Raw genomic sequence first — 14822 nt, 5'->3', positions numbered from 1 at the left:
ATACATAATCTTACGAATTACGCACTATAACTGGGAAATCATTAACAATGGCACATTTTAAAAGGAATTAATGATGTATAATTAAGCTCTTACGTAGTAAGTTCAGACTTCAAAAAAAATGAGAGCAAAATCTTTATTATCTTTACTTGTTTTTATCTTAAATCTAATGATCCAGAAGCATTTTCATAAAAACTTAGTTTTTATCATTTTCCTGATTATTCTGCCCATTCAGGCTTTCGCCATCGTTCCAAAAGATTGCGAGAAAATGGTCATTCAGGGTATTGAAGCGATGAATAAAAAGGATTTTGGAAAATCTTTGCAGCTGCTTACAAAATCCAGGAATATTGCTAGAGAAAACAAATGGTACCGCGAAGAATTCCTGGCTGTGAATAATATTGGCGCTAATTATTATATGAGACTGGACTACGGCGAGGCGCTAAATAATTATCTAGATGCCTATAAAATTGCTGTGGCTCACCTAGACGAAAAGTCAGAAATGACGGTTCTCAACAACATCGCAATCCTGTATTCAAGAGACCAAAAACAGGACAAAGCGGAGGATTATTTCTTGAAAGCATACGAGCTCGCAGGAAAATCTAACAACAAGGTTTCCAAAGGTTTATATGCTATTAATCTTGCTATCGTCTCCAATGAAAAGAAAGAATATGCCAAATCAAAAAATTACATTGATGAAGCGCTGAAACTTACCATAAATTCGCCGTACAATCTCTTGGCAAAATCGACTTACGCAGAAACGCTTATCAATCTAAAGCATTACGATGAAGCGGAAAAACTTCTTTCCTCACTTTTACCTTTGCTAAATGGTGTAGAGCATTCAGAATATAAAACGCAGGCTTTTTACAACCTAGCTGTGGTAGCTGAAGAAAAAAATAACCTTCCAAAAGCATTTAATTATCTGAAATTGGCTGAAGAAAATAATCAGAGTTATGATTTTAAGGATAATATTTTTGAAAAGTTGAGCAGCCTTTACAAAAAGGCAAACAATATAGATCGTGCAGTTTCCTATAAAGACTCGGTAATTGCGGTGAAAGATTCTGTGAATAAAATCAAAAACGGACAACTTTTTGAAAACAGCAGAATTAAATTTGAACTGGAAAATTCTCAGAAAAACCTAGCCGACAGCCAGCAAAAACTGACTTCCCAACGCAGTATTTTTATCAAAAGTTTGCTTCTAGCGATTTTTATCATCGGAATCATCATCTGGGCTTTGAGAACGAGTATTCTTAAAAACAAACAGCAGAAAATCATTGAAGAAAGTAATGCAGAGATTGCCAAACTGGAACTCGAAAAGGAAAAAAAGAACAAGGAAATTCTTGAAAATCAATTAAAAGAAAAAGAAGTTCTGGCTCTTTTGGAAGAAGAAAAGTACAAAAACGAAATTGAAAACAAAAACAGAAAACTTACAACCAAGGCTTTGCAGCTTTCTACAAAAATAGAATTGATAGACGATCTCGTCAAAACGCTTTCCCGGCAAACCGATGATTTTGAAAATCAGGACGTCAGCAATATCATCAAACAACTCAAAATTCTTCAGAGACAAAGCCGGGAAGAGGAAGGTTTTTTTATTCATTTTGAAGATGTGAATCAAGGGTTTATTTCTAAATTAAAAACACTTCATCCGGATCTTAATTCCAATGACATCCGTTTTCTTTCCTATGTCTATATGAACCTTTCTATGAAGGAGATTTCGTCTCTTCTAAACATTACAACAGAAGCCTGCCGGAAGCGAAAAGAGCGGATTATCAAGAAAATGGGACAAGATGACAACATAGACTTATATAACTATATTACAGGTATTTAGCGAAAATGTCACACTATTTCTGATCTTCCGTCCTATTATTTCCGTACCGTTTTTTTGAATTGCTAATTTTTATCATAACATTTGTTTACAAAATTAGATATATGAGAAAAATTACTGTTTTAGCCGGCGTTTTATTAGCCTTTTTTACTAGCAACGCCCATGCACAAGTAGATGTTCTAGGAAAAAATGAGTTCGGAAGAATCTTTGATCTTACTTACAGTGTTACGACTCCAAATACGGTTTATGCCACTACAATTTCCAGAAACATTCTGGAATCCCGCGACAATGGTGCCACGTGGAAACCAATATATTCTCTGACTCCTGAGGTTGGAACAAGCCTCGGCAATCTGAAGCTGAGCAAGGACGGATCTTTTCTTTCTTTTTCTACCAGACTCGGAGGTCTTGGTTATGTCCAGATTCTGGACGTGCAAACCAGACAGATTGTAAAATCTTACGCATTGCCGAATGATACGGATCTGCCTTGGGTAAATTCATACGACTTTTTTGGGAACGATAAGGAAACACTGATTGTTGCCTCCCAATTCTCCGAAGGTTTTGGCGCAGCAAACAAAGTTTTTTACACGGCCAATGGCGGAAATGATTGGAAACAAATCTATTATTCTGTAGAAAACAACAATATTATTACCAATGCTGTAGCGATAAATCCAGCGGACAAAAACAAATTGTACATCGCAAACGGACTTGGGAATACAGAAACAATTGGTGGACTTTTAATTTCAACTGATGCCGGTGAAACATTTACTCAAAAGCTTCCGGGAAGTCCTTTGAGCACGATAGAATTCAATCCAAACAATGCAAACGAATTTTATGCAGGTACAGGAATCAGCTTCGGCGCAAGTCCGGAAGGTCTTTTCCATTCTGCAGACGGCGGATCCAGCTTTGACACAAAAAATGTAGCGTGGAACAGCGACGGTATTTTGAACAACATCGTTGCCATCAAGTACAATCCTCTGGATAACAATAACATTGTAGTTTTGGAAGAAGATGAGTTTGTTTCTACCAAAGATGGTGGCGCAACTTGGCAAAGCGTCGTTTATCCTTATGACAACCTCAACAGTTATTATTACGGATTAGGCGCTAGTTTCAATCCTTACAAGGCGGGAGAAGTTTTCATAAGCGCCAATTATCAACCGCTTTTTTCTCAGAACAATGGCGAAACATTCACACAACTGAAAACACCGTTCTTCAGCTCTACAGGACAGATCGGTTTATTTGAAAGCGAAACGGCTAAGCATTTATATTACGGTGTCCAAAACGGATTTGTGCATAGAAATCTTGCAGATAATACAGATCAGGCGTACAAGATCCAGAATTTGAACATATTCAGCAGCAATGATGCGCCCATTTACCTTACAGACTCCAAAAAAGATGGCAGAATTTATTCTTTTCAAGGCTCTTTTATGGGATCTACGTTTTCTGTGAGTGATGATTTTGGTGCTAATTTCACGACTGTCTTCAATCCTTCTTCCAGCAAATTGACAAATGTGATTACAGATCCGCAGGTTACAAACCAAATCTGGGCAACTTATGACAATTGGGAGCAAGGTGCTTTGGACAAGGTGAACTTCAATAATCCGAATGATGTCCAGGTGACCAATGTTACTTTGCCTGTTCAGGCATCTGTTCAGAAGATTTTGCATCCAAACAATATTTCTGATGAGTTCTTCTTGTTGATTGGATCCGAACTTTACAAAACCGCAGACGGCGGAAACAACTGGACTTCTGTTTTTGTGAGCGATGATCTTTCTAACGCCAAAGTATTTGATATTGCACAGAGCAAAATCAATCCAAACAATATTGCACTTGGTACATCTGTAGGAACTTTTCTTTCTGCGGACAAAGGTTTGACCTGGACAAAAAAATCAGACTTCATTACCAACAAAGTATTTTATTCTGATGCCAACGCAGGTGTACTGGTAGCGGCAACTTATGATTCCGATGTTTCAATTTTCCAGCTATATTACTCTTACGACAATGCTGCAACCTGGAAATCTATTGAACCTGGCGAAGTAATGCACACCTTCTGTACATCCATCAATGTAGATTTCTCAGACAAAAATGCATACGTTTATATTGCATCATCAGATTTGGGTCTGTTGGGTTACAACCTTGATTTTGATATCCTTGCAAATGATGAAGTGACCCATCTTAAATCTGACATTATGATCTATCCAAACCCAACGGCTGATGTGGTTCATATTAATGATAAGAATTTGAAAGTAGTCGCATTGTACGATATGAACGGTAAAAAACTATTGGAGAGCAACAAGACCGAAATGAATGTTTCTCAGCTTCCAAAAGGTATTTATGTTCTTAGAATAGTAACTGCTAACAACCAGGTGATCAGTAAGAAACTGATTAAGAAATAAATCTATCTTCATAATTCCTAAAAGCGTCTCAAAAATTTTGAGGCGCTTTTTTGTTTTAATTGTGTAACATTTTCTGTTTCTTACACTCTAAATTTCAAAACAAGACAATGCAGGTTTTAAACTTCGAAGAAATATACCACGATTACTGGAAGAAGATATTTCGGCTTTGTATGGGTTATGTGAATGACGATGATGCTGCGAAGGATCTTTGTCAGGAAACATTTGTAGCGGTTTTCCAGCAGTTGCCAAAGTTCCGCCAGGAAGCTGCTATTGGAACCTGGATCTACAGAATTGCAACCAATATTTGTCTGAGACAGATCAACATCGAAAAGCGAATGCCGAAAAGTGAATTGCCTTACCAAATTAAGGATAATTATGAAAAGGACAACAAACTTGAGCAAGATAAAATGACAAACCTTCTCTATCAATGTATTTCGGAATTACCAGAACTGGAAAGGATCATCATTTCATTGGAACTCGAAGAAATGAAACAGGCAGAGATTGCTGAAGTCGTAGGGATTTCACCTGCGAATGTAAGAGTCAAAATACACAGAATCAAAGAAAAGTTAACCGAAAAATTTAAGAATTATGCAAACCGATAATATCAATTTCCAAGACATCTGGAATAAGAAAAGTGCGGAAATTCCTAACATCCAAGAAATAAAATCTACCGCTGATAAGTACAAAAAGAAACAATTACGGTTTACAATCTGTCACATTCTCAGTCTTTCAGTTACAGCTGTTATGATTATTTTTATTTGGAATGTCATTGATTTTAAAATGTTTACTACTAGTTTAGGAATCGTCATAATTCTGATTACTTTGGCTATGTATATCTATTTGGTTTCGGAAAATATCAATGTAATTCGGAAGATCAATCCTTCAATCAGCAATCAGGAATATCTGGCTTCTTTGAAAAAATTGCAAAAGCAACAGCTTTATATGCAGACGAAAGGAATCAGTATTTATTATGTTTTGTTGACAGCTGGTTTTGCTTTTTACTTTTATGAATTTGCCATGAGAATGTCAACTTTAGGTGCGTCATTGGCTTATGGATTGACATTTCTTTGGTTGGGAGTTGCGTGGTTTTTTCTGCGGCCAAAACAGATCAAAAAACAGAATGCAAAAATCTCAAAGGTGATTGATTCTTTGGAATTGATTGAGAAAGACCTGAACAACTAAAGAAACGTCATTCAAAACTGAAACCGTAACTAGCCCTGATGGTAGTGGAAATCCCACAGCTGGCGATGGGAAAGCAAGGCGCGAGGAATTGCAGCGGACAGCAGGTTCCCGGCTTCCAAAGATTCAAAGTTTTGAGATTCAAAATTCAAGGTTAAAAAAACTTCCATCTTCCATCATCTCACTTCCGGCAAAATCCTTATTTTTGCACTTCAATTAACTAAATATGGCAAAGCAAGAAGATGTTTTCAAGAAAGTGATTTCCCACGCAAAGGAATATGGTTTTATTTTCCCAAGTTCTGAGATCTATGACGGACTTTCTGCGATCTACGATTATGGACAAAACGGTGCGGAACTGAAAAATAACATCAAACAATACTGGTGGAAAGCGATGGTTCAGCTGAACGAAAACATCGTGGGCATCGACTCTGCCATCTTTATGCACCCAACGATCTGGAAAGCTTCCGGACACGTGGACGCGTTCAACGATCCATTGATCGACAACAAGGATTCTAAAAAGAGATTTCGTGCGGATGTTTTGATCGAGGATTATTGCGCGAAAATTGAGGATAAAGAAAATAAAGAGATAGAAAAAGCGGCCAAGAGATTTGGTGATGCTTTTGATAAAGCTGAGTTTGAAGCTACGAATCCAAGAGTTTTGGAATATCGTGCGAAAAGAGCGGCAATCCTTACAAGAATGGCGAAATCTTTGGAAAACGAAGATCTTGCGGATGTAAAAGCTTTGATAGAAGAATTGGAAATCGCCGATCCGGATACAGGTTCTAAAAACTGGACGGAAGTGCGACAATTCAACTTGATGTTTGGGACCAAATTGGGTGCTTCGGCTGATACGGCGACGGATCTCTATTTGAGACCAGAAACGGCTCAGGGAATTTTTGTGAATTACCTGAATGTTCAGAAAACTTCCAGACATAAATTACCTTTCGGGATTGCGCAGATTGGAAAAGCATTTAGAAATGAAATCGTTGCGAGACAGTTCATCTTCCGAATGAGAGAATTTGAACAAATGGAAATGCAATATTTTGTAGCGCCCGGAACGGAGTTGGAATTCTACGAACAATGGAAAACAAAACGTCTAAACTGGCATTTGGCTCTTGGATTGGGTTCTGAAAATTACCGTTTCCACGACCACGAGAAATTAGCGCATTATGCAAATGCTGCGGCTGATATTGAGTTTAATTTCCCATTCGGGTTCAAGGAATTAGAGGGAATCCACAGTAGAACTGACTTTGACTTGAAGGCTCACGAAAAATTCTCTGGTAGAAAGTTACAGTATTTTGATCCGGAAAGAAACGAGAATTATGTGCCTTACGTTGTAGAAACTTCGGTTGGATTGGACAGATTGTTCTTGGCCTTGTTCTCGACTTGTCTTAAGGATGAAGTTCTGGAAGACGGCTCTGAGAGAACAGTTCTAAGTTTGCCACCAGCTTTGGCTCCGGTAAAAGCGGCGATTCTTCCATTGATGAAAAAAGATGGTTTGGCAGAATATGCAGAAACGATTTTCAACGACCTGAAGTATGATTTTAACTTGTTCTACGAGGAGAAAGATGCGATCGGTAAACGTTATAGAAGACAAGATGCTATTGGAACGCCACTTTGTATCACCATCGATCACGATAGTTTGGTGGACAATACCGTAACCATCAGAGATCGTGATACGATGAAGCAGGAGAGAGTTTCTGTGGCGGATCTAAGAAGAATTATTGATGAAAAGACTAGTTTTAGGAATTTGCTTTCTAAGATTTAATCTTATTTAATATAAATTAAAATCCCGATTTGATGTCGGGATTTTTTATTTTAAAATAAGCGAAATAAGAAAGGCATAATTTTTACTTTCCTTTTGGCCATGAAAAAAATATGGTTTGCTTTTTTAGCCACCGCATCTGCCACTGCCGCCATCTATATTTCCGGTTATGGCTATATTTTTAAAGCAATTGGCATTAATCTTAAAAAAGGACCATTGACGCCATCCATTGATGATGAAGAAAAATTCCCATCCAATCCTGTTCAAAATGCAAATCCAAAACCTTGGGGAAAAGACACGAGTTACAACAAAAAAACACTCCCAGAAACTGTACTGAAGGATCTGAAAAAAACAAGAACCTCATCACTTGTGGTGATTCAAGACGGCAAATTGGTGCACGAACAATATTGGAAAGATCATAACTATTCTTCACAGATGAACTCATTTTCTATGGCGAAAGGGATTCTCTCCATCTTAGTTGGTTGTGCCATAGAAGACGGTTATCTTGAAAATGAAAACCAGCTGATCTCCACCATTTTTCCACAATATGAAAACAGCAAATATGGTAAATTTCTCACAGTATGCCATCTGATGATGATGCAATCCGGAATGGATTGGGACGAGGAGTACAACCATCCATTTGCTCAAAATTCCAAGCAATATTTTATAAATGATTTGGCTGAACAGACTTTTGCAGTAGAAGTAAAAGAAATGCCCGGAAAAAAATATGAATACCAAAGTGTTTCTCCTCAGCTTTTAGGATTTGTTTTGAAGGAAGTAACAGGTAAGGAACTCTCTACTTATCTTTCGGAGAAATTGTGGAAACCTCTGGAGATGGAATTCCCAGCCAAATGGAGCACAGATGAAAAAGGAATGGAAAAGGCATTCTGCTGTATTCATGCAACGCCAAGAGATTTTGCTAAAATAGGACAACTTCTTTTGCAGAACGGAAGCTGGAACGGAAAACAAATCATCAGCAAAGATTACTGTAAAAAACTCCTCACGCCAACAACTGAAAATGATGCTTTCTGCTTTACAGTCTGGGCAAATGACGAAACCGAAATAAAGCACCGTTTTTTGTACGGGTTTCTTGGACAATTTATCATCACTATTCCCGAAAAAAATATGGTTATTGTAAAGACTGGCTTTGATCCCCGTCTTGCTGTTGATAAAAAACTACGTCCAATTCAGGTAAATTTTTTGGTCGAAGAATTAACCAAAATGTTTTAACTTATTTACTACTAATATTTTTCTTAATTAATAATAGAGATGATTACATATAAAAAAAGGATTTAAAATTAATTAAATCCCTTCTATATTTTACTTCACTTTCCCCAAGTGAATCACCTGATTTCCCTGAGAAATAAATAAAGAATCTGCTGTAGTTTCTGCGGAAATACTGTTTCTTTCGTAAAGTTCGCCTGCCGCGGTTGCTTTTTTGAAGTCCAGAACATATTCCATGTTATTCGCTTCGATAGTGACTGTTTTGGATTTGCCATTATCATCAAAAGTAGCTTTTGCACGGCTTCCGTCTTCGGCTTTGTAAGGATAAGAAACTGATGATGTTTTATTACCATTCAAATCTTTCTCCATAGATGTTGTAGTGGCGCTGTCTATTTTTCCGTTGTCGTCTGTTACTGTACTTTCTGTAGCATAAGTTTGATTCATCATTTTGCTGTCTTCATTTTTTTTACACGAAGCTAAAGCTAAACCAACTGAAACACTTAATATCAAGTAATTTGTTCTCATTTGTAAATTTTTTTATTATTAATTCTATACAAAATGCTTTCCAAAAAACAAAAATCCCGAAAACTAGTTTCAGGATTTTGTTGTGTGAATTTTTATCGCAAAGTCGCAAAATAAATATTGTTTTCAATAATAATATTTAAAACTTTGTGGCTTATAGCATTAGAATAATATAATTTTCTCCGCCTTTGCGATAAAATATGGTTACTTCTTCAAAGTCTTAATTCCCATTTCGAATAACGCAAAACTCAACAAATCAGCATTTTCGCCAATGACTTGTTCTGTAGAACGTCCTGCGCCGTGACCGGCATTTTTCTCGATTCTCAAGAGAATTGGATTACTACAAGATTGTTTCTCCTGCAACTCAGCGCCGAATTTGAAAGAATGGGCCGGAACGACTCTGTCATCGTGATCACTTGTGATAATCATTGTTGACGGATAACAGGTTCCTGATTTTACCTGATGAACCGGTGAATAAGACTTCAAATACTCAAACATTTCCTTGTTGTCTTCGGCCGTTCCGTAATCATAAGACCAGCCTGCGCCAGCAGTGAATTTGTTGTACCTCAACATATCCAAAACGCCTACACCCGGGAACGCAACTTTTGCCAGATCAGGTCGCATTGTCATAGTTGCACCTACCAGAAGTCCACCGTTTGAACGTCCGGAAAGCGCCATAAATTCTTTCGAAGTGTAACCTTTCGACTGTAGGTATTCTCCGGCAGCAATGAAGTCATCAAACACGTTCTTCTTCTGCTGTTTCGTTCCTGCATCGTGCCATTTTTTTCCGTATTCGCCACCGCCACGGATATTTGGTACTGCGTAGATGCCGCCATTTTCCATCCAGATCGCATTCACAACAGAGAAACCTGGTTGCAAACTGATGTTGAAACCGCCGTAAGAATAAAGGATTGTTGGATTTTTACCATCCAGCTTGGTTCCTTTTTTATAATTGATCATCATCGGAATCTTCGTTCCGTCTTTTGAAGTGTAGAAAACCTGTTCTGAAACATAATCTTCGGGATTGAATTTCACATCCGGTTTCTGATAAACTTCTGATTTTCCGGAATCTACATTATACTTGTAAATCGTTCCAGGCGTAATGTAATTAGTAAATGAGTAATAAAGATCCTTCTCTTTTTCTTTCCCTCCAAAACCTGAGATATTTCCTTTTCCAGGAAGTGAGATTTCTCTAATTAATTTTCCAGTTTTATCAAATTGCTTTACAATATCAATCGCATCTTTCATATAAGTAGCGAAGAAATAGCCGCCACCTTCGGAGATTCCCAGCACATTTTCAGTTTCCGGGATTACATCTTTCCAGTTTTCCGGACCTGGATTATTGATGCTCACCTTCACCAATCGCATATTTGGAGCATCTTTGTCTGTGAAGATAAAAATGTCATCGCCCTGTGTATCTACAATATCGGCATTGATATCAAAACCTCTATTGATCTGAACAAAGTCGCCACCGTTCTTCAAATCCTTAATGTATAATTCGTTTCCGTTGGTTGCGTTAGCGCCGGAAATAATCAGGAATCTTTGGTCTTCCGAAACGCCTGCGGAAAGATATCTTCTCGGCGTTTTTTCACCTCCGAAAATCAATTGGTCTTCGGACTGTTTTGTTCCAAGTTTGTGGAAATAAACCTTGTGCTTATCTGTCATTCCGGACAGCACAGTTCCCTCTTTCGGCTTGTCATAGCTGGAATAATAGAAACCTTCATCACCTTTCCAAGCAATTCCACTAAATTTCACATCAACAATTGTTTCATCGATTTGCTTCTTCGTGATAGCGTCGATAATGATGATTTTGTTCCAATCACTTCCACCTTCTGAGATTGAATATGCCGCAAGATTTCCTTTTTTATTAAATGAAAGATTCGAAAGTGAAGTGGTTCCTTTTTCAGAAAATTTATTTGGATCCAGAAAAACCTCGATGTTTTTGGTTTTGAGACCTGTTCTGTAGATCACAGATTGCGCCTGTAATCCGTTGTTTTTGGAGAAATAAGTATAATCACCTTCTTTGAACGGCGCCGAGATCTTTTCGTAGTTCCAGATGGTTCTCAGCTGATCTTTGATGGTTTCACGGTAAGGGATTTTGGAGAGGTAATTCTGGCTGTAAGCTACTTCCTCATCCACCCATTTTTTAGTCGCTTCAGAATCATTTTCCAGATCGCGGTAAGGATCTGCAACCTGGGTTCCGAAATAATTGTCAACCTGAGTTCCTTTTACTGCTTTCGGATAAGTCATTTTTTGAGAATAAAAAGTGGCTGAAAATAGGACTCCAGCCGTTAATAATACCGGTTTAATATTCATTGATAAAGGTTTTCTCAAAAATACAAAAAAATAGAACTTCTGAAGTGTGTGGCAAGTATCTTTGTAAGCGTATGGAAATCAGTTTTAATTCCCGCAACTTGTTTAAACTAAATCACAACTTGTATTTTCTCTAAACAACCCATTTAAACTAAAACGCAATTTGATTTTGCTCTGTGCAACCTGTTTAAACCAAATCACAACTTGTATTTTCTCTAAACAACCCATTTAAACTAAAACACAATTTGATTTTGCTTTGTGCAACTTGTTTAAACCAAATCACAACTTGTATTTTCTCTAAACAACCTGTTTAAACTAAAACACAAAATATCTTAGCTTCCCGCAACTTGTTTGGAACTAAATAAAAATTCCCTCGCTGATAACGAAGGAACTTTATGAAAAAATGAATGTTTGTGTTTTTATTTCTGACTGATAAAATATTCGGCCTCTGCTTTTCCCCAATTTGGATCGAGCGCCGTTTTTGGTTTGTAAGCAGCGAACTGTTCCAAAGATTTCTTGAATAACTCTACACCTTTTGGTTTGCTTCCACCGTATTGCTCGGGCGTGAAGTAAGCATCTTCTGCCAAAAGTACCGTGATTCTGGGATTTTCCGGATCCAGTTCTTTGGCTTTTGCCAATGCTTTCTGTGCCACTGGTGCTTCCTTCATGTAGCGGGACATCGGGTCTACCATCATTCGGAATCCGCTGGTGATCTTTTTCAGGATGTAGATCTCGGCATTGTTTGGACTAAGCGCCTCTGCTTGGGCAATGTATTTTTCCGCTTGCTCTGCAATGGGATCGAGCTCTGCATTTTTCCCCGATCTCATCAGCACTCTTCCCTTCTGTATGGTTGCATAGGCGGCGTAATAGTAAGGCAGCCATTGGGTATTTTCTTTGGTTCCAATTCTTTCAAAATCATTGGTCAAAGCCGTTAATTCTTCCGTCGTTTTAGAAGTTTCTATTTTGCTTATTTTTTCTGTCATTGCCTTTTCATAGGCGGTTTGCGCAAAAGCTGTGAAACCAAGTAAAGAAAGGCTGAAGCTTAAGATCAATTTTTTCATAATAGTATATTTTATTTGTTTGTTTGTTTTAAATTTCTGATTCAAAGATAGAATGAGTTTTTGGTCATCGAAATATTATTCTGCTGAGCTGTAGTTTTTGATGACTGAATTGTTGTTTTAGAATAATTTTTATCGCAAAGTCACAAAATTTATTTAAAATTAATTTGCTTTTTAAGGCGCAAATCTTTGATTTTAATTCTATTCAATCTTTAGTGGCTTTCAACAGTTTTACAGTTTTTTACTTGCGCCTTTGCGATAAGTATTTTACAAATTATTATTAATTGCATCATTCGTCTTATCAACACCAAAACTGACGAAGACGCCGATGAAGACAAAGGTATTAACAGGCGGTCTTACGGCACTTCTGCTATTGCCATCTGCCGAATAATTGTATCCGTAAACATTTTTGTTTCCTAAGACATTATTGATGCTGAGAACAAATACGGTAAACGATTTGGAATCTTTTTTCCCGACACTCGGTACATAATTCACACTGAAATTCAGTCCGCTGTAATCTTTCAGTCTTCCTTGATGACGAATTATATTTTCTCCATTTTCTGAAACCAAATCATAATAAGGTCGCCCTTTGGAATAGGTATATGACAGATTAAATCCTGTTTTCCAATCCATAATGAACTTTTTGGCAACCGCATTAATGGTATGTTTTGAGGCGAAATTCGGAGCTAAACTAAAAGGATAGTTCAGGAAATTTCTTTTCGAATCCAGATAAGAATAGGTCAGCCAATAATCGATGTCCTTGATGGTCTTTTTGTCTCTCCAGAATAGTTCGATTCCTTTTGCATAGCCCTTTCCACCGTTGTCATTTGCGATCTGATAATACTGAGTGGTTGTCGCATCTGTGTTATCTATCAAAGAAGTTGTTTTGATCAGATCACCATATTTTTTATAAAATGCTTCGAATCTCAGACTTCTTCCGTCCGCATTTTTCTGAACCTGAAAGATGTAATGATCCGCCCGCTGGAAATTGAAATTCTTGCTGTAAAGATATTTGCTTTCCGGATTTTGATAGAAGATCCCATAAGCGAAAGATGTGGTCCAGTCTTTAGAAATCCTGTAGGCCAAAGCCGCTCTTGGCGAGAAATTCCATTTGTCTAGGTAAGATGAATGTTCCGTTCTGGCTCCTATTTTTGCCGTTAAATTATTAGTGAAAATCAAATCGGTTTCCGCAAATGCAGACGAGATCAAATCTTTGTAATCTCTTTCAAAAGATCCATATTTCATAGTTTCATCCGCATTATTCAATTCAAAACCAGCCCGAAGAATGCTCGCTCTGTTGATTTTTCTTTCGACAACCGCTTTTGCATTGATGTAATTCGATTTACTATTGATTGGCGTATTGGATTGTTCCACATTATTAAGAAAGGTGGCAAAATTCAAATTGCTGGAGTTGTAAGTGTAAGACGTTCCAATATTCAAAAGATACTTCCCGAATTTCTCTCTATAGGACAGATTGTGATACATATTCTGCCCTTTCAGGTTGACCATATTTTTGTCAGAATCTTCCTCGAGACTTTCGGATCCCACTGCCATTTTGTTTTCATCCACGCTTCCGTAATATTTGATGAAACCACCTTTTTTGGTTTTGATCCTGAAGTTGCCGTCAAATCCATAACCCTGAGGATATTTATCAAAATCTGTATTGAAATTGAATAATTTGCCCATCAATCCAAGATTAGAATATCCACCGGCAACGCCCCAGGAAGCGGTTTTTCCCTGATTTAATTTTTGATAATTGGCACTGAGGAAAATCGGGGAAACACCGAAATCAAAAGAGGTGGTTTCCGGAAGATCCACACTTTCCAAAATAAGAACTGATGACAAAGCCTGACCATAAATTGCAGAATATCCGCCACTTGAGAAGACATTCCCTTTAAATAAAGACGTATTGAAACGATCTCTTCCGGCAATTCCCGGAACCGAATTGGTGAAATAATTATTCACAAGGTTTCCGTCCATAAAGATCTTGGTTTCTGCGCCGGTTCCGCCTCTTACGAACAGACCTTCGCTCTCTCCCACTTTCTGAACGCCTGGCAAATAACCCAAGGCAGACGAAATTTGCCCATTGGCACCAGCCGTTGTATAAACATCCAAAGGCGTGAGTAATGCTGTTGCACGCTTTTTATCGCTGGCTTCTATACTTCCTGCTGTGATCACAACCGCATTGATCTCATTGATCTGGGCTTTCAGATTGACCGGGACAGAAATGTCTTTTCCTTCCAATTTAACGGGTATTTCAACCTCATCATAATCTGTTCCTGAAAAAACCAGAATTTTATCTCCGGATTCTGTAGTTGTGAAAGAATAATTTCCATTGGCGTCAGATGTAGCACCGTCGTAAGTGTCTTTTAATGTGACATTAATATCTTTCAAAGCTTTGTTTTTGAAAGTAACTTTCCCGGAAATGGTAATCTGTGACCAAATGCTGATGCTGATCAAAAAGAAAAATAGACCAATGATCTTGCGGTGCGTTTTCATATCTCATAATTTTGATTCAAAGATATTCCAGGGAATGATCATATTAAATT

General features: G+C 37.7%; 10 protein-coding genes. 6 read left to right on the top strand and 4 right to left on the bottom strand.

Annotation, left to right across the window (positions count from 1 at the left end; genetic code table 11):
* Positions 1 to 166: 166 nt before the first annotated feature.
* The 6 genes from OPU68_RS00210 (at position 167) to OPU68_RS00185 (ending at position 8386) form a co-directional block, all read left to right on the top strand.
* Complete coding sequence (locus tag OPU68_RS00210; RefSeq protein ID WP_498471921.1) at positions 167 to 1822, top strand: tetratricopeptide repeat protein; 1656 nt, start codon at positions 167 to 169, stop codon at positions 1820 to 1822.
* A gap of 101 nt (positions 1823 to 1923) precedes the next feature.
* Positions 1924 to 4212 carry a T9SS type A sorting domain-containing protein gene (locus OPU68_RS00205; protein ID WP_498471919.1) on the top strand — a complete coding sequence of 763 codons (2289 nt, stop codon included), beginning with the start codon at positions 1924 to 1926 and terminating at the stop codon, positions 4210 to 4212.
* Between the two features lie 107 nt (positions 4213 to 4319).
* A complete protein-coding gene (locus OPU68_RS00200; RefSeq protein WP_498471917.1) occupies positions 4320 to 4814 on the top strand; it encodes an RNA polymerase sigma factor in 495 nt (164 codons plus the stop codon).
* Complete coding sequence (locus OPU68_RS00195; RefSeq protein WP_498471916.1) at positions 4801 to 5394, top strand: hypothetical protein; 594 nt, start codon at positions 4801 to 4803, stop codon at positions 5392 to 5394. Before OPU68_RS00200 ends, OPU68_RS00195 begins: the two co-directional genes overlap by 14 nt.
* Before the next feature lie 223 nt (positions 5395 to 5617).
* Entirely contained in the window at positions 5618 to 7159 is a 1542-nt protein-coding gene (locus tag OPU68_RS00190; protein WP_498471915.1) for a glycine--tRNA ligase, read from the top strand.
* 99 nt (positions 7160 to 7258) lie between these two features.
* Entirely contained in the window at positions 7259 to 8386 is a 1128-nt protein-coding gene (locus tag OPU68_RS00185) for a serine hydrolase domain-containing protein (RefSeq protein ID WP_498471914.1), read from the top strand.
* Between the two features lie 90 nt (positions 8387 to 8476).
* On the opposite strand, the gene OPU68_RS00180 is transcribed toward OPU68_RS00185, so the two are convergent.
* From OPU68_RS00180 to OPU68_RS00165, 4 genes are all read right to left on the bottom strand, one after another.
* Entirely contained in the window at positions 8477 to 8905 is a 429-nt protein-coding gene (locus OPU68_RS00180; protein ID WP_498471913.1) for a hypothetical protein, read from the bottom strand.
* Positions 8906 to 9106: 201 nt separating this feature from the next.
* Entirely contained in the window at positions 9107 to 11152 is a 2046-nt protein-coding gene (locus OPU68_RS00175; RefSeq protein WP_498472329.1) for a prolyl oligopeptidase family serine peptidase, read from the bottom strand.
* A 482-nt stretch (positions 11153 to 11634) separates the two neighbouring features.
* Complete coding sequence (locus OPU68_RS00170) at positions 11635 to 12276, bottom strand: tetratricopeptide repeat protein (protein ID WP_498471912.1); 642 nt, start codon at positions 12274 to 12276, stop codon at positions 11635 to 11637.
* 264 nt (positions 12277 to 12540) lie between these two features.
* Positions 12541 to 14772, bottom strand: coding sequence for a TonB-dependent receptor (locus OPU68_RS00165; RefSeq protein WP_498471911.1), 2232 nt, complete (start codon positions 14770 to 14772; stop codon positions 12541 to 12543).
* Positions 14773 to 14822 lie beyond the last annotated feature (50 nt).

The sequence above is a fragment of the Chryseobacterium sp. TB1-D10 genome (assembly GCF_059803555.1).
This window is presented reverse-complemented; position numbering and strand designations above follow the sequence as displayed.

Coding starts and splice junctions, on each gene's coding strand:
- OPU68_RS00170 (WP_498471912.1), bottom strand. CDS start 12,276: ATGAAAAAATTGATCTTAAGCTTCAGCCTTTCTTTACTTGGTTTCACA.
- OPU68_RS00205 (WP_498471919.1), top strand. CDS start 1,924: ATGAGAAAAATTACTGTTTTAGCCGGCGTTTTATTAGCCTTTTTTACT.
- OPU68_RS00195 (WP_498471916.1), top strand. CDS start 4,801: ATGCAAACCGATAATATCAATTTCCAAGACATCTGGAATAAGAAAAGT.
- OPU68_RS00180 (WP_498471913.1), bottom strand. CDS start 8,905: ATGAGAACAAATTACTTGATATTAAGTGTTTCAGTTGGTTTAGCTTTA.
- OPU68_RS00185 (WP_498471914.1), top strand. CDS start 7,259: ATGAAAAAAATATGGTTTGCTTTTTTAGCCACCGCATCTGCCACTGCC.
- OPU68_RS00165 (WP_498471911.1), bottom strand. CDS start 14,772: ATGAAAACGCACCGCAAGATCATTGGTCTATTTTTCTTTTTGATCAGC.
- OPU68_RS00175 (WP_498472329.1), bottom strand. CDS start 11,152: ATGACTTATCCGAAAGCAGTAAAAGGAACTCAGGTTGACAATTATTTC.
- OPU68_RS00210 (WP_498471921.1), top strand. CDS start 167: ATGATCCAGAAGCATTTTCATAAAAACTTAGTTTTTATCATTTTCCTG.
- OPU68_RS00200 (WP_498471917.1), top strand. CDS start 4,320: ATGCAGGTTTTAAACTTCGAAGAAATATACCACGATTACTGGAAGAAG.
- OPU68_RS00190 (WP_498471915.1), top strand. CDS start 5,618: ATGGCAAAGCAAGAAGATGTTTTCAAGAAAGTGATTTCCCACGCAAAG.